Consider the following 13771-nt stretch of genomic DNA (forward strand, 5'->3'; position numbering starts at 1 on the left):
GCAAAAGCACGGCTACTTCAGCGGTCAACTATCAGCGACGGCGCACCGCGCGCACGCCGGCCCACACTGCCGCGACCGCGAGCGAGGCGAGTACCGTGGCCGCGGCGGCGGATGCCACCGGATGCTCATGGCGAAGACGCGTGAGTTGCTTGCGGGGATTGAGCTTGTCTTCCAGGGAGGTGAGAGTTGTCGCGAGCCGAGCTCGGGCCCGCGCCGCCTCGATGGCCGCGTCGGTGCTCGGAGCCACGACCGGAATCGGCTCAAGTCCGTGGGTCGATACCGGGTTCGGATTCGTGGCCCTCAGGCCGGGTGCGACGGCGCCTCGCGTGCCCGGGTGTCGCGACGGAGTGTGTTCAGTGGTCATACTTGCCCACCCCCTTGATGGCATTCACGTCTTGCTTCACGCTGGCGATCGTCTGCTGGGGAACAGGTGGCATGGCTTTCTTGAACCAGCGCAGTCCGACCAGCACAAGAATCACCACGAGTATGAGCAGGCCGGCGGCCGCCAGCAGGGCGGCCAGCCACCCCGGGAACACCAGCGCAAGCCCGAGCACACCCGCGGCGACAAGCGTCGCCAGCATGAAGAAAGCGAGAAGTCCCGCAAACGCGAACAGTCCTATGCCGACTCCGGCATGCACCGCCTTGCTAATCATCTCAGCCTTCAGCTGGTTCAGCTCGGCCTTCAGCAGCGCGATCAGTTGCGCAGGCAGATCCCTGATCAGTCCGAGAAAGGAACGCTTGCCCGCGGCTTCGGGTTCATCGGTCACTTGAGGTCACCGTCCTCTCGAGGAGCGTCTTATTCGGTCTCGTCCGCGGTGGCGCTGGCGGACTTCGCTGTGGACGATCGAGTGGACGCCGACGTCAAGGCGGCCGACTTCTTCGCGGCGGGCTTCTTGGTCGCAGGCTTCTTTGTCGCAGGCTTCCTTGTCGTCGATTTCGCGGCCGGCTTCTTCGCGACTGTTGAGCCTGTCGTGCTCGCCTTTGACGCATTCGCCGATTGTGCGCTCGGCTTTGTCGTGCTCGGCTTTGTGGTGCTCGTGGTGTTCGAACGCTTCACGACGGAGGAGACGGCCTTCTTTGCTCCCTCGATCAACGCATCCGGAATGTCGCCGATTTTCTCGGCAGCGAAGTCCTGCACCTGGTGCACCTGCTTCTGCACGCCCGGTGTCTCCCACACCTTGTTGGCCGCGGCCACGATCTGCTCGTACCGCTTGCGGCCCGCACGCGCCCCCAGCACGTAACCGATCGCCGCGCCGGTGACAAAAAGTATCTTGCCCTTCATCGTCACTACCCCTTTAAGAATCGCTTTCGCGATTCGTGTCGGTGATTCTTAGGTCAATGCCTTCCAGCGTAACCCCCGGATGCGGCGCGCCGCCTCCCGAGTATCAGGAACCACGGAGGCCAGGCCGGTACCGGTGAGCCAGGCGCCGCAGACCTCGAGACCGTCGATGTCGTCGATAGCCGAACGGACGGCGGCGATGCGCTCGCGCTGACCGAGCGCGGCAAACGGCAGCGCGTTCGTCCACCGCGTGCGGGCGAAGCCGAGCACGGCGGATGCCTGCAGCGGAATATCCAGCAGCGTCGCGGCATCCTTCAACGCGAGATCGCGGAACGTGTCGTCGTCGAGGGCCGCCGTTCGACTCGGCTCACCCGCACGGCCGTACGAGAGGCGCAGCACGTGGCGACCGCTGCCAGCGGCTTCGGCTAGCCAGGGCCACTTGGCGGTGGCGTGCGTGAGGGCCTTGGCGGTAACGGCCGCGCTTCCTGCGGCCTCGCCCTGAGCGTCTTCGGCGACGAGCAGACCGGTGCCCCGGGGGGCGGAGTCGAGGGCAGGGGCGTCGAGCACGAGCGTGGCCAGCTCGACGCTGGATGCCTCGGGCCAGTCGAGCTCGGCAAGATGCGCCGCGTCGGCGGATGCTCCGCTCAGCACCCTCAGCGCCGCGTCACCCGGCAGCGCCACGAGCACCGCATCGGCCCACAGGCTCTCGCCGCCCGCGAGGCCGACCCGCCAGCGGCCCGCTTCGGCACCACTACCGCCCTCCTCGCCCTCGACGCCTGTCGAAAACGACGGAGAAATCGATGATTCGGGATGATTCGGGTCGTTTTCGGCGGATTCGGGCAGTTTTTCCGTCGTTTTGGTTAAGGGCGCGAGGCCCGCGGGGGTGAGAGATTCGACGCGGGCGCCCGTGCGGATCGTGCCACCGCGGGCCTCGATCTGGGAGACGAGTTCGTCGACGAGCCGCGACATCCCGCCGCGCAGCCCGCCCACGGCCGAGCCGGCCTTCGCGGCACCGCGCAGCTCCATGACGGCACCCGAAAGCGAGCCCTGCCGGGTGAGCGCGCTGTTCAGCCCGGGCGCGACGACGGCGATATCCAGTTCGTCGGGCTGGGCCGAATACACCCCCGAGGCCACCGGGGCGACCAGCCGATCGTGCACGGCCCGCCCCATGCGACGCCGCACGAGCTGGCCGAGATTGCGTTCGTGCCCGATCTTCATCACGGGCATGATTCGGTCGAGATAGGCGCGCAACGCGCCGCCCCAGCCGATGGCCCGTACCACATCACTCGCCAGCGGCGAGCTCGGAATGCCGAGCAGCCCGGCCTTCGGCAGCGGCACCGTGCGGTCGGCCAGGCGCAACCACGCCCCGGCCGGATTCGGCTGCACGACGGCGTCGTCGAGACCCAGATCCGAGATGAGCTGCGCCACCGCGCCGCCACGGGTGGCGAAGCTCTCTGCCCCCGTATCGAGCCGGATGCCTGCCACCTCGTGCGTGGCTACGCTGCCGCCGACGACATCCGCCGCCTCGAGCACCGTCACGGCGAAGCCGGGGCGGGCAATGTCACGCGCCGCAACCAAGCCGGCGATGCCCCCGCCGAGGATCAGGACGCGCGTCGGTGCGAGCGAGGCCGGCTCTTCGTCAGGTTCGTCACCGCGCATGAACGAACTCGACGAGTCGGGTGAGAACATCCGGGTCGGTCTCGGGCGGCACGCCATGGCCGAGATTGAGCACGTGGGAGGGCGCGTGCGCGCCGCGCTCGAGCACGTCGAGCACATGGGCCTCGAGCACCGGCCACGGGGCGTCGAGCATGGCGGGGTCGATGTTGCCCTGCACGGGAACGACGTGTCCGAGGCGCCTGCTCGCCTCATCGAGCGGCACGCGATAATCGACGCCCACCACATCGGCGCCCACGTCGTGCATGGCCTTCAGGAGCTCGCCCGTTCCGACACCGAAGTGCACGATGGGCACATTGCGCCGCTCGGCCGTGCTCGTCGAAAACGACGGAGAAACTGAGCTATCAGCTCCAAATCCAGCATTTCCGGCCGATTCGCGCGATTCTTCCGTCGTTTTGGTTAAGGGCACCTCAGGCCGGGTTGTGTAGGTGAGGCCGCGCACGTGGGCGAGTGCACGAGTGGATGCCGGCGCCACGTACCGCACGTAGTCGGCGAGCGACAGCGCTCCCGCCCAGGAGTCGAAGAGCTGCGCGGCGCTCGCACCGGCGAGAATCTGGGCGCGCAGGAAGGCGCCCGTGACATCCGCGGTCCACGCCATGAGGGCGGCCCAGGCATCCGGTTCGGCGTGCATGAGCGTGCGTGCACGAATGTGGTCCTTCGACGGGCCGCCCTCCACCAGATAGGCGGCGAGAGTGAACGGCGCGCCGGCGAAGCCGATGAGCGGGGTCGAGCCGAGCTCGGCGACGGTGCGTCGCACGCCCTCGATCACCGCGGAGAGCGGGCCGTTCGGGTCTTCCGGCAGCAGCGAGGCGGGGTCGAGCGCGGTCAGTGCCGCGACATCCGCCGCGGTGCGAACGGCATGGCCGAGCACCGGGCCCTTGCCCGGGACGATGTCCACGTCGACCCCGGCGAGTCGCAACGGCACCACGATGTCGCTGAAAAAGATGGCAGCATCGACGCCGTGGCGACGCACCGGCTGCAGGGTGATCTCGCTCGAAAGCGCCGGGTCGAGGCAAGCGTCGAGCATGTGGGTGCCCACGCGCAGTTCGCGGTACTCGGGAAGCGAGCGCCCGGCCTGGCGCATGAACCACACGGGCGTCACGGGCTGCCGCACCCCCTGATACGCGCGAACCAACCGCGAGTCCGCGGTCAGGGCGTCAGCGAGTGGATGCCCCGGGGCGAGAGCGAGGGCGGCGGGCGTCTCAGCGATGGTCACCCCGCAATTCTGTCAAAGCTAGCTGAGTGCTGCTCTCCCCGCCCGGTCGGCAAGCTCAGGGAACGACGCGCGCGATTCGGAGTCGGGCGTTCTCGAGCGTAGGCTCAACCCCGTGCTTCTCTGCTTCACCTCGAGTCACCGCAACGCCGGATTCGACCTCCTCGAACGGCTCGAGCGGCGCGCCCCCGACATCATCGACGCTCTCGACGCGCGCGGCGAACAATTCAGCGGCAGCGTGGTTCTCGCCACCTGCAACCGCTTCGAGGCCTATCTCGATGTCGACGAGCCGCTCCGTTCCACCCACGCGGATGCCGCCGAGACCATCATCGAGACCATGAGCGCTGCGACAGGGATCGATGCAAGCGAGCTGCGCGCATCCAGTGCCGTCAAAAGCGGCCACGACGTTGCCGAGCACCTCTTCTCGGTCTCCAGTGGCCTGGAATCGGTGGTCGTCGGCGAAGGCGAAATCGCCGGACAGGTGCGTCGCGCGCTCGAAGCAGCCCGGACAAGGGGCACCGTCTCGCGAGAACTCGAGCGGCTGTTCCAGGATGCCTCGCGCACCTCGCGCGGCGTGAAGAACCGCACGGGAATCACGAGCGCGGGCCGTTCGGTCGTTCGGCTCGCCCTCGACATGAGCGAGAGCCGCATCACCGACTGGGCCGCCACCAGCGTGCTGCTCGTGGGCACGGGCGCGTACGCCGGCGCGACCCTGGCCGCCCTGCGCGACCGCGGCGTCACGAATGTGCGGGTGTTCTCCCGCACCGGCCGGGCCCAGAAGTTCGCGGCAACCCACGACATCGATGCGGTGGCCGTCGACGGGCTCGTGGAGGCCGTCGCGGCATCCGACCTGATCGTCGCCTGCAGCGTGGCGCCCACGGTCATTGTGGATGCGCAAACCGTGAGCCTCGCGAGCAACGTCAAGGGTGCACTTGAGCGGCGGCTCATCGTTGACCTGGGTCTGCCCCGCAACGTGGACCCCGCCGTCGCCCTCGTCGATGGCACCGAACTGCTCGACCTCGAGACCATCAGCAAGCACGCGCCGCTCGCCGAGCTGAACGCCACCGATGATGCCCGTACGCTGGTCGGCGAGGCCGTCGCGGAGTTCCGCGCGCGCTCCAGCGAGCAGGCCATCACCCCTGCACTTGTCGCCCTGCGCACGCACATTTTCGATGTGCTGGACGGCGAGATCGCCTGGGCCAGGCGGCGTGGCGATACCAGCGAGAAGACAGAAGAAGCGCTGCGGCACCTCGCCGGGGTTCTGCTGCACACCCCCTCGGTGCGCGCGCGCGAACTGGCCCGGGAGGGTCGCGCCGACGCCTTCATCGAGGGCGCCGCAGCACTGTTCGGCATCGATACGCCGGATGCGACGGCTGGTCTTCGCCCCGTCGCCCGCGCCGACACCAACACCAACACCAACACCAACACCAACACCAACACCAACACCAAACGTTCCACAGCCGAGAACAGCACCACGGAGTCCGAGGCGTCCTAAGAACCAGGGCCCTCGCAAACAAGGGGAGAAACACGTGAGCAATGACGCACACACGCAGGGGGCCGCGACCGACACGGTCGAGGCATCCGGCTTGAAGAATCTGCCCTACGAGGCCGTCGAGGTGAGCACCGATCGTCTGGTGCTGCGCCCGCTGACCGAAGACGACATCGAGACGGCACAGTCGTATCGCAATCGCGAAGGCGTCGCCCGTTACCTGTTGTGGGAGGTGCACGAGCGCGAGCAGGGCGAAGAACCGTTCGCGGGTCGGCGCGCGCTGCGCAGGCTTGAGCACGACGGAGACGGCCTGGTCTTCGCGGTCGAGATGCCCGATGCGAATGGCGGGCACTCACGGGTGATAGGCGACATGAGCGTGTTTCTCAAGAGCGCGGCGGATGCCCAACTCGAGGTCGGTTGGGTGTTTCACCCGGCCGTGCACGGTCGCGGCTATGCGACCGAGGCCGCCCAGGCCCTGCTGCGTGTGTGCTTCGAGACGCTCGGTGCGCACCGCGTCGTGGCCGAGTTGGACCCGCGCAACGAGGTTTCCGCCCGCCTGTGCGACACGCTGGGGATGCGCCGCGAGGGGCACTACCTGGAGAATGTGCTCGTCGACGGGGCGTGGACCGACACCTGCATCCACGCGATTCTCGACCGGGAGTTCGCCGCGCTGACGACGTAGTCGACGTTGGTTGAGGAGCAGTCGAGGTACGAGGCTGCGTCTCGAAACCAGCGTGGCGCCACGGGTTTCGAGACGCTCGTTCCTCGCTCCTCAACCGGCAGAGGTCAGTAGCGCTGGGGCTGGGTGAAGAGGCCGCGGGGGTCGTACTTGCTGACGACGGCTGCGAGCTGGGCCGCGTTGTCGCCGAAGTAGGCGGTCGCGGGGTCGGTGAGTTCGGCATCCGCGTAATTCACGTATGCACCGTTGCCCCAGTGCGGCGTCATCGCCGCGCGGAATCCGCGCACGTAGGCGTAGTAGGGCTCGGGTGCCGCCCCGACCGCGAACGTCGAGGTGTACTGCACGCTCGCGAGTGCGCTGCGGTGCACGAAGGCGGTGGCATCGGGGGCGACGGATGCGACGGCGCCGCCGAGCGCATCCATCGAGATGCCGCCCTCGGTCATGCCCTTCACCTTCTGGGCCGCCTGCACCTGGGCGATCAGATCGGCGATGCCCTTGTCGTCGAGCACGTCGTTCGCGATGTGCGAGGTGTTGGCGTATGGTTCCCGCGTGAGCTTGCCGCCCGTGCCGGTCTGGCATTGGTCGAGGGAGAGTCCGGCGCATCCGGCGTAGCGCATCATGGCGTCGCCGTAGTTGTGGGTGCCGGCATCCTGCTCGCTGGGGGCGGTGCCGACCGCGTCCAGGAACGGGGCGAGCTGGGCGTCGAGACCGGTGCCGTTCGCGTCGCCGAGCCAGGTGCCCGAGACGGTCAATTGCGGGCCTGACGGATGCTGCTCGCCGCCGAGCAGCTTGAGCGTCGACCACAGCTTCGGGTTCGCCTTCGGCGCCCAGTTCTGCCAGGCCTTGATCACCTGTGCGGCCCGGGTCATCGGCCAGCTGAGGAAGAACATCGTGACGAAGGGCGCCGGCACCGTGGTGAAGGTGAGGCGCGTGACCACGCCGAGGTGGCCGCCGCCGCCCCCACGGCAGGCCCAGAACAGATCGGCGTTCGTCTTCTCGTTGGCGATGCGCACCTTTCCGTCAGCGGTGACGATCTGCACCTCGGTGAGCGCGTCGCAGGTGAGCCCGTACGCGCGCACGAGCACGCCGACCCCGCCGCCGAGGGTGAGTCCGGTGATGCCGACGGTCGCGCAGGATCCACCCGCCAAGGCCCGGCCGGCGTTGCCGAGCGCGTCGTAGACCTGCGCGAGTGACGCGCCGGCGCCCACCGTCACGGTCTGGTCGCTGTTCACGGTGACCGTGGACATCCCACGCGAATCGAGAATGAGGGAAGCCGGCATGCCGGTTCCCGGCGCACCACCCGACGACCAACCGGGGTAGCTGTGTCCGCCCGAGCGCAAGGCGAGCGGCACGGCGTATTTCCTGGCAAAGGCGAGCCCGGCGGCAACATCGGCCGCGGATGCCGCGGTCAGCACCGCGAGCGGCTGCGCGTCGTCGTATTCGGGGTTCTCGGTGAGCTTCGCCGTGTCGTAGCCGGCGTCACCCGGCCTGTTCAGCGTGCCAGTCGTCGTGCTGGCGAGGGCAGCCCAATCCGGCGGGCTTCCGGGCGTCTTCGTCGGGGTGTGGCTCGGCGAAGGATGCTCGGGCGCACAGGCGGCGAGCAGCCCGACAACCCCGATTGCCCCCAGCCCGAGCGCGGATCGACGCGTGATCTCGGCCATGGGGCCAATGCTAGCCGTCGGCTCGTTTCGCTGGTTGAGGAGCGAGGAACGAGCGTCTCGAAACCTGCGTGGCGCGGCGGGTTTCGAGAGGGGGCCTCATTCCTCGACCCCTCCTCAACCAGCGGTGGCTGGCAGGCGCGCTCGAGTGGCCCGGGTGATGTACGGGAGGGGCAGGGGGTCGCGACCGGCGACATCCGGATGCGTGTCGAGCAGTTCGCGCACGCGGCCCAGCAGCGCCGTACGTCGTTCTTCGGGCAGCACAATCACGTAGCTGCGCGAGGCAACGAGGTCGAGCAGTGCCGCGCGGGTGATGCGGTGCGTCCAGCGCACCTCGTGGTGCTGCGCCTCACCGAACGGCGCACCGATCGTGGGGTCACCGGCGTCGAAGTCATGCTCGCGCGTCTCGGTGATGAGCTCGCCGAATCGGGCCACCCACTCAACGCTCTCGTCGCGGATGTTCCACACCAGTCCCAGCGTTCCGCCGGGCCGCAGCACGCGCGCCGCCTCGGGCACGGCGCGCGCGGGATCGACCCAGTGCCAGGCCTGGGCGACGAGCACCGCGTCGACGCTCGCAACGGGCAGCGGAATCTCTTCGGCGCTGCCGGCGAGTGCCGTCGCGCTCGGCAGCGCGCGCTCCAGCTGCGCCCGCATGCCGTCGAGCGGCTCGACGGCCACCGTGTCGAGGCCGCGTGCGAGCAGCGAGCGGGTGAGCTTGCCCGTTCCCGCGCCGAGGTCGAGCACGCGGGTGGCGCCGGGCGGCAGCATCCAGTCGACCGCGGCATCCGGATACCCGGGCCGGCCGCGCTCGTAGGCCTCTGCGGCCGCCCCGAACGAGTGCGCGTGCCGGTCTTTCGATGCAGCATCCATGCCCCCAGCCTGCCACCGCCACGCCCGGCCCGCTGAGGGTTCGCCCATCTACCTGCGCATAACTCATGCTGTTTGCCGCGCGGGGTCTTGGCTTCCCGCGCCAATACGCGGATGCCGCCCTCCCCTGTCGCAAACTGCATGAGTTATGCGCACGACGCACGGCGGGGTGGCCGTCCACGGACGGGTTCCGCGCGTGCGGCAGCGACGGCGGGTGCGGCTCAGTGCACCTGGGTGCCGAAGAGGTACCCGAGCGCGTAGGTGACCGCGGCGGCCGCGTAGCCGATGAACAGCTGACGCAGCGCACGGCGTAGCGGCGGCGCGCCCGAAAGCAGGCCGACGATCGCGCCCGTGCCCAGCAGGGCAAGACCAACGAGCACTGCAGCGACGATCACCGCGACGAGGCCCTGCAGCCCGAACAGATACGGCAGAACGGGAATGATGGCGCCGGATGCGAAGAAACAGAAACTCGAGATCGCTGCACCCATTCCGGTACCTATCGCCTCGTGTTCGTCGGCGGGCCCCTCGGCAAGCTCAGGGACCGAGATCGGCACCGACCCGGTCTGCGTCTGTTGCGCGGCCAGTACCACGCGAGCGTGCTCCTCAGCCTCCTCGGCGCTCATGCCGCGCGCACGGTAGACGAGCGTCAACTCGTTGGCCTCGAGATCCAGGTGCGGAAGCGCGGTCTCCGTCTCGGTTCCAGGCTGGGATGCCTCCAGCAACTCCCGCTGCGAGCGCACCGACACGTACTCCCCCGCACCCATCGACAGGGCGCCCGCGAGCAGGCCTGCGATGCCGGTGACGAGCACGATGGAAGAGGACACGCCCGTCGCGCCGATGCCAAGAATCAGGGAGAGGTTGCTGACCAGGCCGTCATTCGCGCCGAACACGGCGGCGCGGAAGGTACCCGAGAGCCGCTGCCGGCCGCGGGTGGCGAGCCCCCGCACGACTTCCTCGTGGATGCGCTCGTCTGCCGCCATCGCATCCGTCGCGTCGTCGTCTGCCTCATACGGCGAGCGCGATTCCGCGCGCTGGGCGAGCGCGAGCACGAAGACCGAGCCGAAGCGGCGGGCGAGAAGACCGAGCATGCGGGTGCGGATGTCGCCCTTGCGCGGTTTGCCCGCGTGCTCCCCCAACAACTCGAGCCAGTGCGCCTCGTGCCGGCCCTCGGCATCCGCCAATGCGAGCAGAATCTGCTTCTCCTCGCCGTCGCGACGGCCCGCCAAGTCGCGGTAGACCGCGGCCTCAGCGCGCTCATCGGCGAGGTATTGGCGCCAGCGGCGAATCTGCGCCGGGGTCGGCCGCGCGGGCGAGGCGGGCATGGGCTACGCCCCCACCAGCCGCACGGCGAGGTAGTTCTGCAGTTCGGCGAGCGGCACGCGCTCCTGCGCCATCGAGTCGCGGTCGCGCACGGTCACCGCGTTGTCGTCGAGCGAGTCGAAGTCGACGGTCACGCAGTACGGCGTGCCGATCTCGTCCTGCCGACGGTAACGCCGCCCGATGGCCCCGGCGTCGTCGAAGTCGACGTTCCAGTTCTGGCGCAGGGATGCCGCCACCTCACGGGCAAGCGGCGAGAGACGCTCGTTGCGGCTGAGCGGAAGCACCGCGGCCTTCACGGGAGCCAGGCGCGGGTCGAGCTTGAGCACGGTGCGCTTGTCGACGCCGCCCTTCGCATTGGGCACCTCCTCCTCGTGGTAGGCGTCCACCAGGAACGCCATGAGGGAGCGCGTCAGGCCGGCCGCCGGCTCGATCACGTACGGAACCCAGCGCTCGTTCTTGGTCTGGTCGAAGTACGAGAGGTCTTTGCCGGAATGCTCGGCATGCGTCGAGAGGTCGAAGTCGGTGCGGTTGGCCACGCCTTCGAGCTCGCCCCACTCGCTGCCCGTGAAGCCGAAGCGGTACTCGATGTCTATCGTGCGCTTCGAGTAGTGCGAGAGCTTCTCGGCCGGGTGCTCGAACAGCCGCAGGTTCTCGGGGTTGACGCCGAGGCCCGTGTACCAGGCCCAGCGATAGTCGACCCAGTACTGGAACCACTCCTCGTCGCTGCCCGGCTCCACGAAGAACTCGAGTTCCATCTGCTCGAACTCGCGCGTGCGAAAGATGAAGTTTCCCGGCGTGATCTCGTTGCGAAAACTCTTGCCGATCTGGCCGATGCCGAACGGCGGCTTCATGCGTGCCGCCTGCAGCACATTGGCGAAGTTGGTGAAGATGCCCTGCGCAGTCTCGGGCCGTAGGTACTGCAGCCCCGACTCATCCTGAACCGGGCCCAGGTAGGTCTGCAGCATCATATTGAAGTCGCGGGGCGGGGTCCACTGGCCGCGCGTGCCGCAGTTGGGGCAGACGATGTCGGCCATGCCGTTCTCGGGCGAGCGGCCCTTCTTCTCCTCGAAGGCCTCGATGAGGTGGTCCTCGCGAAAACGCTTGTGGCAACTCAGACACTCCACGAGAGGGTCGGTGAAAACACCGACGTGACCGGATGCCTCCCACACCGCCCGGGGCAGAATCACGCTCGAATCGAGCCCGACCACGTCTTCACGACCGGTGACCATGTACCGCCACCACTGCTTCTTGATGTTCTCCTTGAGCTCGGTGCCGAGGGGGCCGTAGTCCCAGGCGGAGCGGGACCCGCCATAGATCTCACCCGCCTGAAAGACGAACCCGCGGTGACGGGCGAGGGCGATGACGGCATCGAGACGAGAAGAAGGCGCGGCCATGGTGGCTCCAATGGGGTGCTTGGTGGTGCATGTGCTGCTCTCACGGACGGGTGCGCCCGGGGCAATCCACCCATTTTACGGTGTCAGCAGTATTTCGCTCCCGCAGCACTCCGCGAGCGTAGCGTGAAGGCATGAACGTCGACGAGGCCGAAGAGCTGAACGCCCCGACCCGCACGGCCGTGATCATCGGCGGAACCGGTCAGATCGGGGTGGCGTCAGCCCGCAGGCTTGCCACCAGCGGATTCTCGGTGATGCTGCTGCATCGCGGCGCGCATCCGGGGTCTCAGAATGCCCATCAGGGCGACCCGACGCTCACCGAGCTCGATGTGACCGTCGTGCGCCAGGATCGCGACGACACCGAACGGCTGCTCGAATTCGCCCGCGGGGCCGACCTCGTGGTCGACGCGGTCGCGTACACGCCCGAGCACGCCGATCAGCTCACACGGCTCGCCGGCGAGGTGGGCTCACTCGTGGTCATCTCCACGGGATCCGTGTACACGGATGCGCACGGGCGCAGCCTCGACACCGCCACCGGCCCGCATGACTTTCCCGACTTTGCGGTGCCGCTGCACGAGAGCGACCCCATCATCGAGGCGGATGTCGGCGATGCGGCCTTCCAGACATACTCGCCTCTCAAGGCGGCGATGGAGCGCCGCCTGCTGGCGACCCCGGATCTGCCGGTGAGCATCCTGCGCCCGGGAGCCATTCACGGGCCATTCAGCGAGGCGCTGCGCGAGTGGTATTTCATCAAACGCGTGCTCGATGGGCGGCACGAGGCCGTGCTGAGCTACGACGGCGGCAGCCAGTTCAGCCCGATCGCCACGGCCAACCTCGCCGAGCTGATCGCCCTGTGCGCCGACAAACCGGGCCGCAGGGTGCTCAACGCCGCAGACGACGAGACGCCGACGGTGGCCGAGATCGGCCGCACCATCTTCGCGGCCATGAACCACGACGCCGAGATCGTGACGTTTGCGGGGCCGCCCGAGGGCACGCTCGGCCAGACACCGTGGTCGCTGCCGCGCCCACTGCTGCTCAGCATGGATGCCGCCCGTGCCGAACTCGGGTATGCCCCGGTCGTGAGCTACGCGGATGCCGTGGCAGGCGACATCCGTTGGATCACCGCCGCCGTGGAATCGGCCGCCCACAACCTCGAACAAGACTGGCAGCAGCTCTTCCCGGTGCTCGCCGAGCGCTACGGCGCCGCCAACTGGTTTGACTACGAGGGCGAGGATGCCTGGCTGAAAACACACTCTGCCGGTCGATCAACGCCTAGCTAATGCACGTACTCCAGCACGTCGAGGCCGACCGTGCGCATGGCGTCGAGCACCGTGAGCCTGGCCTCGAGGGTGGCGTCGTCGAAGTAGGTCGACACCGCGTAGGAGACGCCGGCGCGTGGCCCGCGCAGCACGCCGGCCTCGCTGTGCACGCCCGGCTCCGTGCCGGTCTTGTTGACGAGCAGGATGCTGTGGTCGGCCGTGCGATGCGCAAACGGATCGAGACCGAACGCCCCGGCAACCATGGAGACGTCGGTGTTCAGCGAGAGCCAGCCGATGACCCGCTGGCTCACCTCGGGGCCGATGATCTCGCCGCGCGCGAGAGCGCTGAACAGCCACGTGAGCTCGTTGGAGCTTCCGACGGAAAGCTGTGGGGCATCATCCGGCCCGCGATGGTCGCGCACCAGGTCGAGCAGCGCGGTGCGCGTGAGCCCCAGCGACTGGGTGCGCGCCGCGACCGAGTCGAGGCCGACGCGACGCAGCAGCACATTGGTGGCCAGGTTGTCGCTGGTGGCACCGACGAGGGCGGCCAGATCGGCCACGGGCAGTGAGGGCGCCTGCAGATGCTGCCAGATTCCGGCGTCGCCGACCGCGTCTTCTCTGGCGCGGTCGAGCAGGGCGAGCCCATACGCCGGCTCCTGCTGCATGCGCGCGGCCACCTCGACGAGCAGCAACACCTTGCCGATGCTGGCCGTGGGCATGATGATGTGGTCGTCGATCGAGAGCAGCACCGTGCCGGTGGCGAGATCGGTGGCCCGCGCTGACACCTGCACGCCGTTGAGGGCAAGGTGCGCGAGAGCCCCGAAGCCACGCGAGAAGTTGTCGTTGCTGTCGACCCCCCGGTGCCGCCCGCGCCGGGCGCCGCGACGCGTGCGGCGTTCGGATGCCTGGGTGGGGATGGTCACGACGGGGAGTAATCCTTCA

The 13771-nt window shown here is 68.5% G+C and carries 13 protein-coding genes; 3 read left to right on the forward strand and 10 right to left on the reverse strand.

Translation table 11 applies throughout. The annotated features are described in order from the left end of the window. Positions 1 to 31: 31 nt before the first annotated feature. From ASC63_RS04135 to ASC63_RS04155, 5 genes are read right to left on the reverse strand one after another with little or no spacing between them, the layout of a single operon-like run. Entirely contained in the window at positions 32 to 364 is a 333-nt protein-coding gene (locus ASC63_RS04135; protein WP_055810202.1) for a hypothetical protein, read from the reverse strand. Continuing rightward, positions 354 to 767 carry a phage holin family protein gene (locus tag ASC63_RS04140; protein ID WP_055810204.1) on the reverse strand — a complete coding sequence of 138 codons (414 nt, stop codon included), beginning with the start codon at positions 765 to 767 and terminating at the stop codon, positions 354 to 356. Before ASC63_RS04140 ends, ASC63_RS04135 begins: the two co-directional genes overlap by 11 nt. A gap of 29 nt (positions 768 to 796) precedes the next feature. Continuing rightward, positions 797 to 1282: a hypothetical protein gene (locus tag ASC63_RS16470; RefSeq protein ID WP_200936767.1), complete on the reverse strand. Its 486-nt coding sequence runs from the start codon at positions 1280 to 1282 to the stop codon at positions 797 to 799. 48 nt (positions 1283 to 1330) lie between these two features. Next, entirely contained in the window at positions 1331 to 2938 is a 1608-nt protein-coding gene (locus tag ASC63_RS04150) for a protoporphyrinogen/coproporphyrinogen oxidase (RefSeq protein WP_082487683.1), read from the reverse strand. After that, a complete protein-coding gene (locus ASC63_RS04155) occupies positions 2928 to 4169 on the reverse strand; it encodes a uroporphyrinogen decarboxylase (RefSeq protein WP_235491799.1) in 1242 nt (413 codons plus the stop codon). The genes ASC63_RS04150 and ASC63_RS04155 overlap by 11 nt, the downstream gene beginning before the upstream one ends. 112 nt (positions 4170 to 4281) lie before the next feature. Between ASC63_RS04155 and ASC63_RS04160 the strand changes: the two genes are divergently transcribed. Then, positions 4282 to 5661: a glutamyl-tRNA reductase gene (locus ASC63_RS04160; RefSeq protein ID WP_082487184.1), complete on the forward strand. Its 1380-nt coding sequence runs from the start codon at positions 4282 to 4284 to the stop codon at positions 5659 to 5661. A 34-nt stretch (positions 5662 to 5695) separates the two neighbouring features. Continuing rightward, on the forward strand, positions 5696 to 6337 hold the full coding sequence (locus tag ASC63_RS04165) for a GNAT family N-acetyltransferase (RefSeq protein ID WP_200936934.1): 642 nt from the start codon (positions 5696 to 5698) through the stop codon (positions 6335 to 6337). 104 nt (positions 6338 to 6441) lie between these two features. Here the strand turns inward: ASC63_RS04165 and ASC63_RS04170 are convergent, their stop codons facing one another. From ASC63_RS04170 to ASC63_RS04185, 4 genes are all read right to left on the reverse strand, one after another. Beyond that, the gene (locus tag ASC63_RS04170) at positions 6442 to 7995 is read right to left on the reverse strand and encodes an FAD-binding oxidoreductase (protein ID WP_055810208.1); all 1554 of its coding nucleotides are present in this window, start codon (positions 7993 to 7995) and stop codon (positions 6442 to 6444) included. Between the two features lie 114 nt (positions 7996 to 8109). Next, positions 8110 to 8862: a class I SAM-dependent methyltransferase gene (locus tag ASC63_RS04175; RefSeq protein WP_055810210.1), complete on the reverse strand. Its 753-nt coding sequence runs from the start codon at positions 8860 to 8862 to the stop codon at positions 8110 to 8112. A 218-nt stretch (positions 8863 to 9080) separates the two neighbouring features. After that, on the reverse strand, positions 9081 to 10181 hold the full coding sequence (locus ASC63_RS04180; RefSeq protein WP_055810212.1) for a VIT1/CCC1 transporter family protein: 1101 nt from the start codon (positions 10179 to 10181) through the stop codon (positions 9081 to 9083). Between the two features lie 3 nt (positions 10182 to 10184). Beyond that, the gene (locus ASC63_RS04185) at positions 10185 to 11573 is read right to left on the reverse strand and encodes a glycine--tRNA ligase (protein WP_055810215.1); all 1389 of its coding nucleotides are present in this window, start codon (positions 11571 to 11573) and stop codon (positions 10185 to 10187) included. Positions 11574 to 11704: 131 nt separating this feature from the next. Here ASC63_RS04185 and ASC63_RS04190 point away from each other — a divergent pair, with 131 nt between their 5' ends. Continuing rightward, positions 11705 to 12850 carry an NAD-dependent epimerase/dehydratase family protein gene (locus ASC63_RS04190; protein WP_235491801.1) on the forward strand — a complete coding sequence of 382 codons (1146 nt, stop codon included), beginning with the start codon at positions 11705 to 11707 and terminating at the stop codon, positions 12848 to 12850. Here ASC63_RS04190 and ASC63_RS04195 read toward each other — a convergent pair. Further along, positions 12847 to 13752 (reverse strand): serine hydrolase, encoded by a 906-nt coding sequence (locus ASC63_RS04195; RefSeq protein ID WP_055810217.1) that lies wholly within the window; start codon positions 13750 to 13752, stop codon positions 12847 to 12849. The two genes, ASC63_RS04190 and ASC63_RS04195, sit on opposite strands and share 4 nt — an antisense overlap. Positions 13753 to 13771: the final 19 nt, after the last annotated feature.

It is taken from the genome of Leifsonia sp. Root112D2, from assembly GCF_001424905.1.
Lineage (GTDB): Bacteria > Actinomycetota > Actinomycetes > Actinomycetales > Microbacteriaceae > Root112D2.